The sequence below is a fragment of the Bacteroides sp. genome, assembly GCF_030151085.1.
In the GTDB taxonomy this organism is placed as follows: Bacteria; Bacteroidota; Bacteroidia; order Bacteroidales; family Bacteroidaceae; genus Bacteroides.
Genome location: NZ_JASLER010000037.1, coordinates 14,478 through 30,561, shown reverse-complemented (window position 1 = coordinate 30,561; position 16,084 = coordinate 14,478). Strand labels below are relative to the sequence as shown.

The following is a 16,084-nucleotide window of genomic DNA, read 5'->3' as shown; positions in this document are numbered from 1 at the left end:
ATAAGAGTGTTAAGGGGGTTATTCTTTCAGGTAGTCCATTCTCTGTTTATGATGAAAGTGCGTTTAAGATTGATTTGAGTGAAATCCGTGGCAAGTATCCTATATTGGGCATCTGCTATGGCGCACAATTCATTTCGTATACCAATGGCGGTAAAGTAGAACCTGCCGGTAGCCGTGAGTATGGTCGTGCTCATCTGGGCTCGTTCGATAAGGACAATGTTCTTTTTGATGGGATTAAAGAAAACACTCAGGTATGGATGAGCCACGGTGATACGATTACTGCTATTCCGTCCAACTTTAAAACAATTGCGTCAACCGATAAGGTGAAGATCGCGGCTTATCAGGTAGAGAATGAAAACGTATGGGGTGTACAATTCCATCCGGAAGTATTCCATAGTGAAGATGGTACGCAAATGTTGAAGAACTTTGTGGTGAATGTTTGTGGTTGCAAGCAAGACTGGAGCGCAGCTTCGTTTATTGAAACTACGGTAGCAGAGTTGAAAAAGCAGTTGGGTGATGATAAAGTTGTTCTGGGTTTGAGTGGTGGCGTCGATTCATCGGTTGCTGCCGTATTACTGAATCGTGCCATTGGTAAGAACTTGACTTGCATTTTCGTTGATCACGGAATGTTGCGCAAGAATGAGTTCAAAAACGTAATGAACGATTATGCCTGTCTTGGCTTAAATGTAATCGGTGTTGATGCCAGTGCTAAATTCTTTGCAGAATTGGCAGGCGTAACAGAACCGGAAGATAAACGCAAGATTATAGGTAAGGGTTTTATTGATGTATTCGATGAAGAAGCCCATAAGATTAAAGATGTGAAATGGCTGGCACAAGGGACGATTTATCCCGACTGTATTGAATCATTGTCCATCACCGGAACCGTTATCAAGAGCCACCACAACGTGGGCGGACTGCCCGAGAAGATGCATTTGAGTCTTTGCGAACCGCTCCGTTTACTGTTTAAAGATGAAGTTCGCCGTGTAGGTCGTGAATTGGGCATGCCCGAGCATTTGATTACACGTCATCCTTTCCCGGGACCGGGTTTGGCTGTACGTATCTTGGGTGATATCACTCCCGAAAAAGTTCGCATCTTGCAAGATGCCGATGATATATATATTCAAGGTTTGCGTGACTGGAAAGTGACGGATGCTAATGGCAATGAGACTTCTTTATACCATCAAGTATGGCAGGCAGGCGTTATTCTTCTTCCTGTGCAATCCGTAGGCGTAATGGGTGATGAACGTACGTATGAGCGTGCTGTTGCCCTTCGTGCCGTAACTTCTACCGATGCTATGACTGCTGACTGGGCACATCTGCCTTACGAATTCTTGGGTAAAGTGTCGAATGATATTATTAATAAGGTGAAAGGAGTAAACCGTGTAACCTATGATATTTCGTCGAAACCACCGGCAACGATTGAGTGGGAATAAAAAAATAGTGGTTAGTGATTTGTGGCCACAAGCAAATCACTAATCACTAATCACTAAATAAGCTTTCCTGCATCCGGAATCATGATTTCTCCCCGGTGCAATTCCAATAATCCTTCTTCCTGCATTCCATTCAGGGCTTTCGATACGCCTATACGGGTATCATTAACGATGAGGGCCAGTTCTTCCATCTTTATCTTTAGGAGTTTTTCGCCGACTGGTCGTTCTATATGGTTTATTATAAAACCCGAGATGCGCTTTTCCAGACTATCTTCAGTCTTACTCCAAAGGCGGGTATTCAGACTTTGAGCCCGATTACTGATTACATTCATATAATTCAGGCGGAATATCTCATACTTAAATAATTCATTCAGCACAAATGCTTTGCTGATGCTTACTGTATGTACTTCATCGTGTGCCAGGTAAGTTGACACATAAGTCGTATTCATACCGAACATCGACTGGGGCTCTATCAAGAGCGGAGCTTGTAAATACTCTGTAAAGCTGTATGAAGCATCTGATGATGAGGTAATAGAAGCTACTTCACCTTTTAGAATGAACATGAACCGGTCACAAGTAGAACCTGCTTTCAGAATGACTTCTCCGGCTTTGTATTTGGAAAAGTGCAGTTTCACTTTACCTAGTATACTGGTTAAATCTTCTTGGGCTAATCCTTGAAATAATGGTAATTGCAATAATGTATCGAACATTGTATTCATATAGTTTCTTTTTCTAGTCCTAAACAAAAGTAGGTATTATCAAGGTGTATAGTAAACTCTTTGCCTCTCTTTTTGTTTTTTTTATTAATTCTTAAACGTGCTATTCATTCATAACCCTTTAGGAATTAGAGAAGTTAATTCGTGTGTCACTAAATAAGTATCATACATTATGAGTCAGTTTACATTAATCAATGACGTCCGGATATTTGACGGACATAATGAGAAAACCATTCGAGGTAATATTCTGATTGAAGGTAATCGGATAAAGTCTATATCAGAAGTTCCTACATTAACGGGAACTGATGGTAGTGTTGAGGTTATTGACGGACAGGGTAAATTTTTAATGCCCGGTCTTATCGATGCTCATTGGCATGCGTATATGTCATGCAATACTATGATGGATCTACTGACAGCAGATGTGGCTTATACCCAGTTTAAAGCCGGGCGTGAAGCTGGTGCTACCTTGCTTCGCGGATTTACAACCATTCGCGATGCCGGTGGACCTGTTTTCGGTTTAAAACGTGCTATTGATGAAGGAGTCATTGCTGGTCCGAGAATTTATCCCAGCGGTTCACTAATTTCCCAAACTGGTGGTCATGGAGATTTCCGGGCTGTTTATGAGGAGCCTCGTCCTTTTGATTGTTGTGGATTGACACATACGGAAGAGATAGGCGCAGCTATAATAGCCGATGGAGTAGAAGCTGTAACAGTTGCTGCTCGCAATAATCTTCGCTTGGGAGCCAGCCAGATAAAATTGATGACCGGTGGGGGAGTAGCGTCTTTGTATGATCGATTGGAAGATACACAGTTCTTTGAGGAAGAAATTCATGCTGCCGTTAAAGCCGCAGAAGATGCAGGTACTTATGTAATGGTACATGTATATGTTCCGAAAGCTATCCGCAGAGCCATTCAGGCCGGGGTGAGGAGTATTGAACATGGGCATTTGATTGATGAACCTACTATGGAGCTGATTGCTCAAAAAGAAGTGTGGCTCAGTATGCAGCCTTTTACTTTGGAAGATAACCAATTTCCAACACAAGAGCAACAGGCTAAACATGAATTGGTAGTTCATGGAACGGATAATACTTACCAGCTGGCAAAGAAATATCAGGTAAAAGTAGCATGGGGGACAGATTTGTTGTTCAATCCTGCTAATACGAAAAACCAGAACAAGGGAATTCTCAAATTACAGCGATGGTTTAGTAACTTTGAAATTCTAAAGATGGTGACACATGATAATGCGGAACTTCTTTCCCTTTCCGGTATAAGAAACCCTTATCCGGGTAAGTTGGGAGTGATTGAAGAAGGAGCTTTAGCCGACCTGATATTAGTGGACGGTGATGCACTTAAGGATATAACTGTGTTAGGAGATCCGGAAAATAATTTTTTAATGATAATGAAGGATGGCAAGATATTTAAGAACAGTTTATAACCTCAATCCTTAAAAAACGTTTCGTAATTCTATATTTATTCATTATCTTTGCAGAAAAAAAGGAGGATGATATGTTTTCAGCATTTAATTGGCAGCAGATGACCAGTGCTTTTATTGTACTGTTTGCTGTAATAGATATTATTGGCTCTATCCCCATCATCATTAATTTGAAGGAAAAGGGAAAAGATGTAAACGCATTGAAGGCGACTTTGATATCGTTTGCTTTGTTAATCGGCTTCTTCTATGCCGGAGATATGATGCTGAAGTTATTTCATGTGGATATCGAATCGTTTGCGGTTGCTGGTGCATTCGTCATTTTCCTGATGTCTTTGGAAATGATTCTTGATGTGGAAATCTTCAAGAATCAAGGACCTATAAAAGAAGCGACGTTGGTGCCGTTGGTATTCCCGCTTTTGGCAGGTGCAGGTGCTTTCACTACTTTACTTTCCTTACGTGCAGAGTATGCCAGTATCAATATTATCATTGCATTGGTGCTGAATATGATATGGGTGTATTTCGTAGTCAGTATGACCGGTCATGTGGAACGCTTTTTGGGTAAAGGTGGTATATATATAATCCGTAAGTTTTTCGGTATTATCCTGTTGGCAATCTCGGTAAGGCTGTTTATGGCTAATATATCGTTATTGATTGCTATGTTTCAGAAGCCTTGATTCATTGAATTATCTAATTTAGGGGCTACTTCGGCAGCCTCTATCTCTTCTTCGTCCATTTCATTGGCAAATGGGTCGGGTCGTTGTGGACCTTGTCCCATAAATCCTATCGCACAAAGTGTACCTGCAATAGCCCCACTGAGGTGTCCTTCCCATGAAGTGGTTATTTTTGCAAATTGTGGGAACATATTCCAGATCAGTCCGCCATACAGGAAGGTAATCAAAAGAGATATGGCTATAAGTGGTACATGTTTGCGCAGGATACCACTGAAGAAAAGGAAGAATGCCAAACCGTAAATAATACCACTGGCACCGATATGCCATCCGGGCTTTCCTATAATAAAGGTAAGCACACCGCACCCCACCCAAATAGCAAAGAATATGTAAGAGGCGATATGCCTGTAAAAGTAGAATAAACACCATGAAAGAAAAAACAGTGGAATTGTATTTGCGAATAGGTGTTTGAAACTACTATGTATTAATGGATGGGCAAAAATACCGAATACGCCATATTTTTGCATCGGATATACCCCTAATCGTGTGAAGTCCCAGCTCATGCCAACTTCAAAAAACTTCAAAATATAAAGAATGAATAGAAGAAATAGTGGAATTACTGCCGCCAGGGCCATTCGTCGTATATCAGGTTTCATATATTATACGTGGGTTTGCTATTTTTGTACAATACTACGCATTATTTGCTTGAAAAACGAAAAAAAGCTGACTTTTTATTTTGCCCTTAATCTTTAATTCGTATTTTTGGGCATCGCTACAAGGCATGTAGCGCGTGAAACCTGAATAATTAACCTTTAAATAATGCACAACTATGAGTTATTTACGATTTGACAAGACCCTGATGATCAATCTGGAAGAATCTTTGCCAAGGGAGATACTTCGGACTAATAAGTCGGGTGCCTATCATTGTACAACAATTGTAGATTGTAACACACGCAAATATCACGGTCTGTTGGTGATACCCGTCCCCAACTTAGATGATGAAAATCATGTGCTGCTATCTTCTTTGGATGAAACGGTAATTCAGCACGGTGCGGAGTTCAACCTGGGGTTGCATAAGTATCAAGGAGACCACTTTAGTCCTAACGGGCATAAGTATATCCGTGAATTCGATTGTGAACGTATCCCGGCAACTACCTATCGTGTAGGAGGAGTTATTCTCCGTAAGGAAAAGATTTTTGTACATCATGAGAACCGAATATTGATTCGTTATACCTTGGTCGATGCCCATTCGGCAACAACGCTCCGGTTCCGCCCATTCCTGGCATTCCGTAGCGTACGTGAATATACGCATGAAAATGCACAGGCAAACCGTGATTACCAATTAGTAGAGAACGGAATTAAGACTTGCTTGTATCCCGGTTACCCGGAACTTTTCATGCAGATTAATAAGAAGAATGAATTTCACTTCCAGCCTGACTGGTATCGTGGCATCGAGTATCCTAAAGAACAAGAGCGCGGATATGATTTTAATGAAGATCTTTATGTACCCGGATATTTCGAGGTAGACATTAAGAAGGGGGAAAGTATTGTTTTCTCTGCCGGACTTTCTGAAATCTCTCCACGTAAGTTGAAGCAAACCTTCGAAGCGGAAGTAGCTGACCGTACACCACGTGATAGTTTTTATCACTGTCTCAAGAACTCGGCGCATCAGTTCCATAATAAACAAGGTGAGAATCATTACGTCCTTGCCGGCTATCCCTGGTTCAAGTGCCGTGCCCGAGATTTATTCATCTCTTTACCGGGATTAACGTTGGCTATTGACGAACAGAACGAGTTTGAAGACGTGATGAAAACTGCGAGTAAAGCGATTCGCCAGTTTATAAATGGAGAACCTTCTACTTATAAGATTTATGAGATGGAGCATCCTGATGTATTGTTGTGGGCTATTTGGGCTTTGCAGCAGTACGCTAAGGAGACTTCTCGTGAACATTGCCGGGAAATGTATGGAGCTTTGTTGGAAGAGATCATGGACTATATTCTCGACCGTAAACACGATAATCTTTTCTTGCACGAAAATGGCTTGCTTTATACTAATGGAACCGAGAAAGCCGTTACGTGGATGAACTCCACTGCCAATGGACGTCCCGTCATACCTCGTACAGGATATATTGTAGAGGTGAATGCATTATGGTATAATGCACTTCGCTTTGTGGCGGATATGGTTCGTGAAGGTGGAAATACAATTCTTGCCGATGGCTTGGATGCTCAGGCAGATGTAACAGGAAAGTCCTTTGTAGAAACATTCCGCAACGAATATGGTTATTTATTTGATTATGTAGATGGCTATATGATGGACTGGAGTGTTAGACCGAACATGATATTTGCAGTCGCATTCGACTATTCTCCTCTGGATAGGGTGCAAAAGAAACAAGTGCTTGATATTGTAACGAAAGAATTGTTGACTCCGAAAGGCTTACGTACCTTGAGTCCTAAGAGCGGTGGATATAATCCGAACTATGTCGGTCCTCAGATACAAAGGGATTATGCTTACCATCAAGGAACGGCCTGGCCTTGGCTTATGGGCTTCTATATGGAAGCATACCTGCGCATCTATAAAATGAGTGGTATATTATTCGTTGAAAGGCAATTGATTGGTCTAGAAGATGAAATGATTCGTCATTGTATCGGAGCATTGCCCGAGCTATTCGATGGCAATCCTCCATTTACCGGTCGAGGAGCGGTATCTTTTGCCATGAATACGGCAGAAATGCTGCGTATTCTGAAGTTATTGTCTAAGTATAATTTATAAAAGGAGGAACGAAGATGAAAGTTTTAATGTTTGGATGGGAATTCCCTCCCAAAATATATGGTGGTCTTGCGGTTGCTTCCTATGGAATAACTAAGGGATTGAGTTTACAAGGCGATATGGAAACTATTTTCTGTATGCCTAAGCCTACTGGTGAAGAAGAAGATTTTCTGAAAATAATAAATATGAGTCAAGTGCCTGTAGTATGGCGTGATGTCAATTACGATTATTTGAAATCACGTCTGACGCGAGGTATGACGCCCGAAGACTATTATTCTCTCCGCGACCATATTTATTCCGATTTCTCTTATATGCGTGTGAATGATATTGGAGGTTTGGATTTTGCTGGCGGTTATCCCGGTAATTTACACGAAGAGATAAACAACTTCTCCGTCATTGCCGGAGTGCTGGCACGTCAGCAGGAGTTTGATATTATCCATGCTCATGACTGGTTGACATATCCTGCCGGAGTTCATGCTAAGATGGTGAGCGGCAAACCGCTTTGTATCCATGTGCATGCTACAGACTTCGACCGTTCGCGTGGAAAGGTTAATCCTACTGTTTATTCTATGGAGAAGAACGGTATGGACTATGCGGACTGCATTATGTGTGTGTCCGAGCTCACTCGTCGTACAGTTATTAACGAATATCACCAGAATCCGAAGAAGGTATTTGCCATGCATAATGCTGTCTATCCGCTTTCACAGGAGCTTCAGGATATTCCGCGTCCGGATCATTCTAAAGAGAAAGTGGTGACATTCTTGGGCCGTATCACTATGCAGAAAGGACCTGAGTACTTTGTTGAGGCTGCGGCACTTGTATTACAACGTGCCCGCAATATCCGTTTCGTCATGGCGGGTTCGGGAGATATGTTGAATGCTATGATTAACCTGGCTGCTGAACGGGGCATTGCCGACCGATTCCATTTCCCGGGTTTTATGAAAGGCAAGCAAGTATATGAGGTTTACAAGAATAGCGATGTATTCGTGATGCCTTCCGTCTCCGAGCCTTTTGGTATTGCTCCATTGGAAGCGATGCAATGTGGAACACCTTCCATCATTTCAAAGCAATCGGGATGTGGCGAAATACTCGATAAGGTGATTAAGACCGACTATTGGGATATTCACGCAATGGCAGATGCCATTTATTCACTTTGTACCAACCAGTCTCTCTTCCATTATCTACAGGAAGAAGGCAAAAATGAAGTGGATGGAATAACTTGGGAGAAAGTTGGTTTGAGAATTCGTGCCCTCTATGAGGATGTGTTAAGAAACTATGGTAAATAACAAAACAATAAATAGAAATGAGAACTATCTGTCTTTATTTTGAAATACATCAAATCATTCATTTGAAACGTTATCGTTTCTTTGATATAGGCACTGATCATTATTACTATGATGATTATGCCAATGAAATCAGTATCAATGAGGTTGCTGAGCGCTCTTATATCCCGGCTTTGAATACCTTAATTGAGATGGTAAAGAACTCGGGTGGTGCGTTCAAAGTAGCTTTGTCTATTTCAGGAGTTGCATTGGAACAATTGGAAATTCATGCACCAGCAGTAATTGATCTGTTACATCAGTTAAATGATACCGGTTGTTGCGAATTCCTCGCAGAGCCTTATTCACACGGTCTTTCTTCATTGGCTAATGAAGAATGCTTCGAAGAAGAAGTGAAGCGACAGAGTGCAAAAATGAAACAAATGTTTGGCAAGGCACCGAAAGTGTTCCGTAACTCAAGTTTGATTTATAATGATGAGATTGGTGCAATGGTAGCAGGCATGGGCTTTAAAGGAATGTTGACCGAAGGCGCTAAGCATGTTTTGGGCTGGAAGAGTCCGCATTATGTATACCACTGCAACATGAATCCCAATCTGAAGTTGTTATTGCGTGACTTTAAGTTATCCGATGATATCAGCTTGCGCTTCTCCAACTCCGAATGGAGTGAATATCCATTGTTTGCCGATAAGTATATCAGCTGGATTGACGCATTGCCACAAGAAGAGCAAGTGATTAATATCTTTATGGAACTTTGTGCTTTAGGCATGGCTCAGTCATTGTCTTCCAATATTCTGGAATTCTTGAAGGCACTGCCTGCATGTGCCAAAGAAAAAGGTATTACGTTCTCTACTCCTACAGAAATCATTACCAAGTTGAAGTCAGTTTCTCAATTGGATGTACCTTATCCTATGTCTTGGGTAGACGAGGAAAGAGATACAAGTTGTTGGTTGGGTAATACGATGCAGCGTGAAGCCTTTGCTAAGTTGTATAGTGTGGCTGAACGTGTACACCTTTGTGACGACCGCCGTATTAAGCAGGACTGGGACTATTTGCAGGCAAGTAATAATTTCCGTTTCATGACTACTAAGAACAGTGGTGTAGGTTTGAACCGTGGTATCTATGAATCTCCTTACGATGCGTTTACTAACTATATGAATATTCTTGGTGACTTCATCCAACGTGTAGATTCTCTTTATCCGGTAGATATAGATAATGAAGAATTGAATGCTTTGTTAACTACCATCAGAAACCAAGGTAATGAAATAGAAATATTGCATAAAGAGTTGGAACAAGCAAAAGCTAAGCTGGAGAAAGAAAAAGCTCCTGAGAAAAAGAAGGAAGAGAAACCTGCTGTTAAAGCTCCGGCAAAGAAAGCAACTGCTGCTAAGAAACCTGCTGCTAAAAAGGCTACTAAGAAGGAAGACAAATAGTCATCTTTCGACTAGTTAAGTAGATAGATAAAAAAATCCTCCCGCTCAATGAAGAACGGGAGGATTTTTTGTGAGATAATATTAGTTGTTGAAACTTGTATATGTGACTTCTATTTTTAGAGGATTTTGTACTACTCCATTTACCTTCAAGGGACCACCCTTAAGTTGGGCATATCCCGGTTGCAAATCATTCTCAATGCCGGTCATGGTAGGATTTTGACTGTTGGAGTAATCATAGGTCACAGCAATCGGAATAAGCAGGACTTTATCCCAATCCGGGTTATCAGCAAGCCATTTATCTTCCCATTTATCTTCATCCCAACTAGCTCCAGCAACTTCTTTCGCTTTTTTCTTGGCAGCTTGTTTTTCGTTGATGCAAGTGGTTACCAAACGGGCTATATTTTTAAATGTATATTGGTTGGTTGCAACATTATTGTGTGTTACAGTAAATGATGTTACATTATCCGTAAGCTTATTTTCTTCGAAGAATGATTTTAAATCATTTTTACGTATCAATAATACATTCTTGGGGGCACTCATGCTGAACTTATAATTATTTACATTGTCGTAGTTGGTGAAAGTAAGTTTCACAGCATTAAGAGTATCCTTTGATAATTTTTTGTATATTGAATCATAAGGTATAGTAGCTTGCGTGAAGATACCTGCAGGAGATTTAATATAAGTATGCTCCTTTTCCTTTAACTTCTCTGTTATCTTGTCTTTGAAATTATTCAAGAAATGGTTTGCTTGAATAACTTCTTTGGTCGAAGCAAAGAATGTTTTTGTACCATAATATAGAGAGTCTTGTTTTCCGTCTTTCGTCTTTATTGCTACCCCTGTTGTATCGTTTATTGCATAAAGGTGAAATTTGAACTGTAGGGCAACCTGATCGATATAGAGGATAGTTCCATCTCCATAATCACTCTTTACATATATACCTTTAAATATGTTTTCAATAAAATTCTCCGCATTTTTGAAATTATCAGGGTTCTCACGGTAAGCTAGCAAGAATTTTTTGGTGCATTTTTCTTTGTCTAATGGAAAAACAATATTCGGGTAGAAAGTATAGTTCCCATTAGCATCTTTTTCAAATCTTACAGAATCAGGTACTGTAGTATCAAAAGCTGTATAGGCTTTGCGTCCTAGTAATATAGGAGAAGAAGGATTATAATACTCTTCAGGATTAATGTTGGTATAGCGGTTCTTATCCAGTTTCTTCTGTAACTCATATACGCTCATTCGGCATGCATTCAGTGAGTCACCAAACCAACTGGAATAGTATAGCACTAACTGAGCTGACGAAATAGTATCCCCTACTAATTCTCCACTTCCTGTTTTGGTAACGGGGTCGTATTTATATACTTTGGGAAAAGAAAAGTTATCAGTACAATTCAATTCTGTTAGAAAGCTAGCTTCATAATCACCAAATTCTTTATCAGTAAACTTCCCTACGTATCCTGTACTGGTTTTAGCATAAACTGAATCTGCTATAACAGATTCAGTTACAACTTCGAAAATCTTAGTATTTGATGACATACCGTCCGAGGGGGGTAACATCCCCATACCCAACGTTCCGGTGTTATCATCGCATCCGTAGAAAGTCAGGATTGCTAAAAGCAATGTTCCTAAATATCTTACTTTCATAGTTTTAATTGTCTAATCAATTTATATTTGTTCAACTTCCCACACTTTGTCGTAGAAGTCATTGCAGGCATCTGCAAAGTTTTCGGGGGATTGATAATCCAATATGAGTTTGCCGGATTTGCGAGCATATTCCAGTACTTCTTCGTTGACGTGTTCACTTTGTTGGATAACACCATCGGAGTAGTCTGTTGCTAATTTGCAAAGAGACGTATAGTCAATAGGCTCTTTTAAGCTGGCAATGTCTTTTTTGGAAATACCTTTCAGCAGTAATTTGCTGGCAAAGTCTGCGTGGAAAGGTTGTTTGAAGTCGTCTTCAAAAAGAGAGAATACAACTTTGGCATCTCTGAAAGAAGGTTCATCCTTATAAACTTTCTTGATATATAGAGGAGCTAAAGCCGTCATCCAACCATGACAATGAATGATATCCGGACACCAACGGAGTTTTTTTACCGTTTCCAATACGCCGCGCGCATAAAATATAGCACGGGCATCATTATCTTCATATTCCACACCTTGTTCATCGGCTGCTTGGAATCTGTTTTGGAAGTAATCATCGTTGTCGATAAAATAAACCTGCATGCGGGCAGATTGAATGGAAGCAACTTTGATAATAAGTGGATGGTCGGTATCATCAATGATAAGGTTCATCCCGGATAGACGTATCACTTCGTGCAGTTGGTTTCTGCGCTCATTGATATTTCCCCATTTGGGCATGAACGTTCTGATCTCTCTGCCTTTTTCCTGTATTGCTTGTGGTAGATTTCTGCCTACAAGAGACATTTCCGATTCTGAAACGTAAGGGGTAATTTCTTGTGTAATAAATAAAACCTTGTTCGCCTTTGTCATAATAACAATGTTCTCAATTATTCTGCAAAGATATAAAAAAAATCGGGCAATAAAGCAAATAGGGCTAATCTATAATTCCTTATGAATTGTTAACTGCTTGAAATACAGTAATAGATAGGCTCGTGGGAATACTCTCGTGCAGTATAAGTTTTGCATTAATTCATGATATTTCTTCTTTATATGCTAAATAATGGTTTATTTTGCACCGTTTTTGCGAACAACTTAGTTATTATATAACCAATAAAAATGAAAATAGTACATACTATCAAGGACTTGCAGGCCGGACTTTCGGCTTTGAAAGCCCAAGGAAAGAAGGTAGGCCTAGTGCCTACAATGGGTGCCTTGCATGCCGGTCATGCCTCATTGGTGAAACGTTGTGTGGCAGAAAATGATGCTGCTGTAGTAAGCGTTTTTGTAAATCCGACTCAGTTTAATGATAAGAATGATTTAGTAAAATATCCTCGTACGCTGGAGGCTGATTGTCGTCTGCTGGAGGAATGTGGAGCTACTTTTGTCTTTGCGCCTTCAGTAGAGGAGATGTATCCCGAGCCTGATACACGCGAGTTCAGCTATTCGCCGTTAGATACGGTGATGGAAGGGGCCTTTCGTCCAGGACACTTTAATGGTGTTTGCCAGATTGTAAGCAAACTATTTGATGCAGTAAAACCTGATAGGGCTTATTTCGGAGAAAAAGATTTTCAGCAGCTGGCTATCATTCGTGAGATGGTGCGCCAAATGAAATACCCGTTGGAAATAGTAGGTTGTCCCATTATTCGTGAAGCCGATGGGTTGGCTTTGAGTAGTCGTAATGCCCGTTTATCTGCAGAAGAACGCAAAAATGCCTTAAAAATATCGCAGACTTTATTTGAAAGTCGTATCTTTGCAGCCTCGCATACGGTAGCTGAGACACAGAAGTTGGTAGAAGATGCCATTGCAGCCGCTCCTGGCTTGCGTATGGAATATTTCGAACTGGTGGATGGCAATACGTTGCAGAAGATTGTCAATTGGGAAGATACCTCTTACGCTGTGGGGTGTATTACTGTATTTTGTGGTGAGGTTCGCTTGATTGACAATATCAAGTACAAAGAGTAATAACTAAAAAAGAGCCAATCTTATGATGATTGAAGTGTTGAAGTCGAAGATCCATTGTGCCCGTGTCACTGAAGCTAACCTGAATTATATGGGTAGCATCACGATTGACGAAGACTTGCTGGATGCCGCCAACATGATTGCCGGTGAAAAGGTATATATTGCCGATAATAATAATGGGGAACGTTTTGAAACTTACATTATTAAGGGCGAACGTGGCTCGGGTAAGATTTGTCTGAATGGAGCAGCTGCCCGCAAAGTGCAGCCGGATGATATTGTTATCATCATGTCGTATGCATTAATGGATTTTGAAGAAGCCAAGTCATTTAAGCCGTCGGTGATATTCCCGGATCCGGCGACGAATAAAGTACTTTGATTTTTTTTTCCAATAATAATTTGTTAATAAGAGAAAGCCCCGTTTGCAATGTGAATTGTAAACGGGGCTTCTTGCTATTTCATTAACTGCTCATTCATGGAAACTGCGGCTTTTCGTCCGTCTCCCATGGCAAGGATTACAGTTGCGCCACCCCGGACAATATCACCACCCGCATAAATCGTGGGAATTGATGATTGCATACTATCGTTAACGGCAATCGTACCTTTACGTCCCAAGGTTAGTCCTTGGATGGAGCTCGGAACAATTGGGTTGGGAGATACACCTACACTGACAATGGCGAGGTCGATATCAATTGTTTCAGTAGCTCCGGGAATAGGAACGGGGCTACGACGTCCGGAAGCATCCGGTTCGCCAAGTTCCATCTTTTGCAGAACTACTTGTTTCACTTTTCCTTGTTCGTCGGCAATGTATTCTATCGGGTTGTGCAGGGTCAGGAACTCTACACCTTCCTCTTTGGCATGTTTTACCTCTTCGATACGTGCCGGCATTTCCTCTTCCGAACGGCGATAGATAATCATGGCACGTTCTGCACCCAAACGACGGGCTGTACGTACTGAGTCCATGGCAGTGTTACCACCGCCGATAACTGCTACACTTTTGCCGAAAGGTACAGGAGTGTCGGAATCTTCGCTGGCGGCATCCATCAAGTTCACGCGAGTCAGGTATTCATTGGATGAGAGGATGTTGATGGAATTCTCGCCGGGGATATTCATGAAGTTAGGAAGTCCGGCCCCGGAGGCAACGAATACGCCTTTGAAGCCTTCTTCTTCCAACTGTTCTACACTAATTGTTTTGCCGACGATGCAATCCTTGATAAATTCCACACCCATTTGGGCAAGGTTGTTTATTTCTACATCCACTACCTTGTTGGGCAGACGGAATTCGGGAATACCATACTTTAATACACCACCGATTTCATGCAACGCTTCGAATACAGTCACTTCATAGCCATACTTTGCCATATCTCCGGCAAAAGATAATCCGGCAGGACCGGAACCAATAACAGCTATCTTAATACCGTTTCTTTCTTTGATTTCCGGTATAGAGATTTGCCCGCTTTCTCTTTCATAATCAGCGGCAAAACGTTCCAGATAGCCGATGGCTACAGGCTTTTCGTTCATCTTCAAATGAATACATTTGGACTCACATTGCTTCTCCTGCGGACAAACACGACCGCAAACAGCCGGCAGTGCGCTGGTTTCTTTTAGTGTCTTGGCAGCTTCGAGGAAGTCTCCGCGTTCAATGTGCTTCACGAAGCGAGGGATGTCGATACCCACAGGGCAGCCTTCCATGCAACCCGGATTGGCACAGTCAAGACAACGCTTAGCCTCTGTTAATGCTTGTTCTTCTGTTAATCCCTGATTCACCTCTTCCTTACGGCTATGTGAACGGTATTCGGCATCAAGCTCGTTCATTTCTACACGAGGGATGGCGGTACGTTCTTTTGGTTTCATGGATTTACGTAATTCTACACGCCAGGCAGCATTACGGCTCTTTTCATCGTCAAGCAAATTTTCGCCGGTTGCTTCACAGGTTTTGGGTTCTTCCAACTTGTGCATTTCTTCACGTTCTATGCTTTTGAAGGCACCCATACGTTTCAGCATCTCGTCGAAGTCTACCTGATGACCGTCAAATTCAGGTCCGTCTACACAAACGAATTTGGTTTTTCCACCAATCGTAATACGACAGGCACCACACATACCCGTACCGTCTACCATAATGGTATTCAGAGATACTTCAGTGGGGATTTCATATTTCTTTGTCAGCAAACAAACGAATTTCATCATAATAGCGGGACCGATACAGAAGCATTTGTCCACCTTCTCGCGTTTGATAACTCCTTCTATTCCTTCGGTAACCAGACCTTTTTTTCCGTAAGACCCATCATCGGTCATGATAATGACTTCGTCGGAACTTGCACGCATCTCTTCTTCGAGGATAATCAGTTCTTTGGTACGACCTGCCAGTACGGTAATCACGCGATTTCCGGCAGCTTTTAAAGCCTGTACGATGGGAAGCATCGGGGCTACACCTACACCGCCTCCGGCACAAACTACAGTTCCGAAGTTCTCGATATGAGTGGCTTGTCCAAGTGGCCCTACAACGTCCGTAATGTAATCGCCCTCGTTCAATTCACACAAACGGGTGGAAGAAAGCCCAACTTCTTGCACTACCAAAGTGATAGTACCTTTTACGGTGTCCGCACCAGCGATGGTTAGTGGCATACGTTCGCCTTTTTCGCCTACACGTACAATTACGAAGTGTCCTGCTTTGCGTGATTTAGCAATGAGTGGCGCTTCGATTACTAACTTGAATACCTTTTCAGAGAAATGTTCTTTGCTAATGATTTTGTTCATTATCTAATGATTTTGTTGGTGTAATTAC

The 16,084-nt window shown here is 41.5% G+C and carries 13 protein-coding genes; 8 read left to right on the top strand and 5 right to left on the bottom strand.

Annotation, left to right across the window (positions count from 1 at the left end):
- Positions 1–1,433: glutamine-hydrolyzing GMP synthase (guaA, locus tag Q1W14_RS06990; protein WP_300700187.1), on the top strand; the 1,433-nt coding region annotated here is incomplete at its 5' end.
- 53 nt (positions 1,434–1,486) lie between these two features.
- Here guaA and Q1W14_RS06985 read toward each other — a convergent pair.
- On the bottom strand, positions 1,487–2,149 hold the full coding sequence (locus tag Q1W14_RS06985) for a Crp/Fnr family transcriptional regulator (RefSeq protein ID WP_300700186.1): 663 nt from the start codon (positions 2,147–2,149) through the stop codon (positions 1,487–1,489).
- Between the two features lie 169 nt (positions 2,150–2,318).
- Here Q1W14_RS06985 and Q1W14_RS06980 point away from each other — a divergent pair, with 169 nt between their 5' ends.
- Both Q1W14_RS06980 and Q1W14_RS06975 read left to right on the top strand, forming a co-directional pair.
- Positions 2,319–3,581 (top strand): amidohydrolase family protein, encoded by a 1,263-nt coding sequence (locus Q1W14_RS06980; RefSeq protein ID WP_300700184.1) that lies wholly within the window; start codon positions 2,319–2,321, stop codon positions 3,579–3,581.
- A gap of 71 nt (positions 3,582–3,652) precedes the next feature.
- The gene (locus Q1W14_RS06975; protein ID WP_300700182.1) at positions 3,653–4,252 is read left to right on the top strand and encodes a MarC family protein; all 600 of its coding nucleotides are present in this window, start codon (positions 3,653–3,655) and stop codon (positions 4,250–4,252) included.
- Here the strand turns inward: Q1W14_RS06975 and Q1W14_RS06970 are convergent.
- Positions 4,240–4,902: a rhomboid family intramembrane serine protease gene (locus Q1W14_RS06970; RefSeq protein WP_300700180.1), complete on the bottom strand. Its 663-nt coding sequence runs from the start codon at positions 4,900–4,902 to the stop codon at positions 4,240–4,242. The genes Q1W14_RS06975 and Q1W14_RS06970 overlap by 13 nt on opposite strands.
- Before the next feature lie 173 nt (positions 4,903–5,075).
- On the opposite strand from Q1W14_RS06970, the gene Q1W14_RS06965 reads away from it, so the two are divergent.
- The 3 genes from Q1W14_RS06965 to Q1W14_RS06955 are packed head-to-tail and all read left to right on the top strand — an operon-like array spanning position 5,076 to position 9,723.
- Positions 5,076–7,016, top strand: a complete 1,941-nt coding sequence (locus tag Q1W14_RS06965; protein WP_300700178.1) for a glycogen debranching enzyme N-terminal domain-containing protein — start codon at positions 5,076–5,078, stop codon at positions 7,014–7,016.
- 14 nt (positions 7,017–7,030) lie between these two features.
- Complete coding sequence (locus Q1W14_RS06960) at positions 7,031–8,299, top strand: glycosyltransferase family 4 protein (RefSeq protein ID WP_300700177.1); 1,269 nt, start codon at positions 7,031–7,033, stop codon at positions 8,297–8,299.
- 17 nt (positions 8,300–8,316) lie between these two features.
- Positions 8,317–9,723 carry a glycoside hydrolase family 57 protein gene (locus Q1W14_RS06955; RefSeq protein ID WP_300700175.1) on the top strand — a complete coding sequence of 469 codons (1,407 nt, stop codon included), beginning with the start codon at positions 8,317–8,319 and terminating at the stop codon, positions 9,721–9,723.
- 81 nt (positions 9,724–9,804) lie between these two features.
- Here the strand turns inward: Q1W14_RS06955 and Q1W14_RS06950 are convergent, their stop codons facing one another.
- A complete protein-coding gene (locus tag Q1W14_RS06950) occupies positions 9,805–11,367 on the bottom strand; it encodes a DUF4270 domain-containing protein (RefSeq protein WP_300700173.1) in 1,563 nt (520 codons plus the stop codon).
- A 21-nt stretch (positions 11,368–11,388) separates the two neighbouring features.
- Positions 11,389–12,213: a glycogen/starch synthase gene (locus tag Q1W14_RS06945; RefSeq protein WP_300700171.1), complete on the bottom strand. Its 825-nt coding sequence runs from the start codon at positions 12,211–12,213 to the stop codon at positions 11,389–11,391.
- A gap of 246 nt (positions 12,214–12,459) precedes the next feature.
- Here Q1W14_RS06945 and panC point away from each other — a divergent pair, with 246 nt between their 5' ends.
- Both panC and panD read left to right on the top strand, forming a co-directional pair.
- Positions 12,460–13,305, top strand: coding sequence for a pantoate--beta-alanine ligase (panC, locus tag Q1W14_RS06940; RefSeq protein WP_300700170.1), 846 nt, complete (start codon positions 12,460–12,462; stop codon positions 13,303–13,305).
- A 22-nt stretch (positions 13,306–13,327) separates the two neighbouring features.
- On the top strand, positions 13,328–13,678 hold the full coding sequence (panD, locus tag Q1W14_RS06935) for an aspartate 1-decarboxylase (protein ID WP_300700168.1): 351 nt from the start codon (positions 13,328–13,330) through the stop codon (positions 13,676–13,678).
- Positions 13,679–13,752: 74 nt separating this feature from the next.
- Here panD and Q1W14_RS06930 read toward each other — a convergent pair whose 3' ends face one another.
- A complete protein-coding gene (locus Q1W14_RS06930) occupies positions 13,753–16,056 on the bottom strand; it encodes a bifunctional dihydroorotate dehydrogenase B NAD binding subunit/NADPH-dependent glutamate synthase (protein WP_300700166.1) in 2,304 nt (767 codons plus the stop codon).
- Between the last annotated feature and the right edge of the window lie 28 nt (positions 16,057–16,084).

Excerpts from the sequence above, each read along its gene's own strand:
- Q1W14_RS06985 (WP_300700186.1), bottom strand. The coding sequence starts at position 2,149 with ATGAATACAATGTTCGATACATTATTGCAATTACCATTATTTCAAGGA.
- Q1W14_RS06980 (WP_300700184.1), top strand. The coding sequence starts at position 2,319 with ATGAGTCAGTTTACATTAATCAATGACGTCCGGATATTTGACGGACAT.
- Q1W14_RS06975 (WP_300700182.1), top strand. The coding sequence starts at position 3,653 with ATGTTTTCAGCATTTAATTGGCAGCAGATGACCAGTGCTTTTATTGTA.
- Q1W14_RS06970 (WP_300700180.1), bottom strand. The coding sequence starts at position 4,902 with ATGAAACCTGATATACGACGAATGGCCCTGGCGGCAGTAATTCCACTA.
- Q1W14_RS06965 (WP_300700178.1), top strand. The coding sequence starts at position 5,076 with ATGAGTTATTTACGATTTGACAAGACCCTGATGATCAATCTGGAAGAA.
- Q1W14_RS06960 (WP_300700177.1), top strand. The coding sequence starts at position 7,031 with ATGAAAGTTTTAATGTTTGGATGGGAATTCCCTCCCAAAATATATGGT.
- Q1W14_RS06955 (WP_300700175.1), top strand. The coding sequence starts at position 8,317 with ATGAGAACTATCTGTCTTTATTTTGAAATACATCAAATCATTCATTTG.
- Q1W14_RS06950 (WP_300700173.1), bottom strand. The coding sequence starts at position 11,367 with ATGAAAGTAAGATATTTAGGAACATTGCTTTTAGCAATCCTGACTTTC.
- Q1W14_RS06945 (WP_300700171.1), bottom strand. The coding sequence starts at position 12,213 with ATGACAAAGGCGAACAAGGTTTTATTTATTACACAAGAAATTACCCCT.
- panC (WP_300700170.1), top strand. The coding sequence starts at position 12,460 with ATGAAAATAGTACATACTATCAAGGACTTGCAGGCCGGACTTTCGGCT.
- panD (WP_300700168.1), top strand. The coding sequence starts at position 13,328 with ATGATGATTGAAGTGTTGAAGTCGAAGATCCATTGTGCCCGTGTCACT.
- Q1W14_RS06930 (WP_300700166.1), bottom strand. The coding sequence starts at position 16,056 with ATGAACAAAATCATTAGCAAAGAACATTTCTCTGAAAAGGTATTCAAG.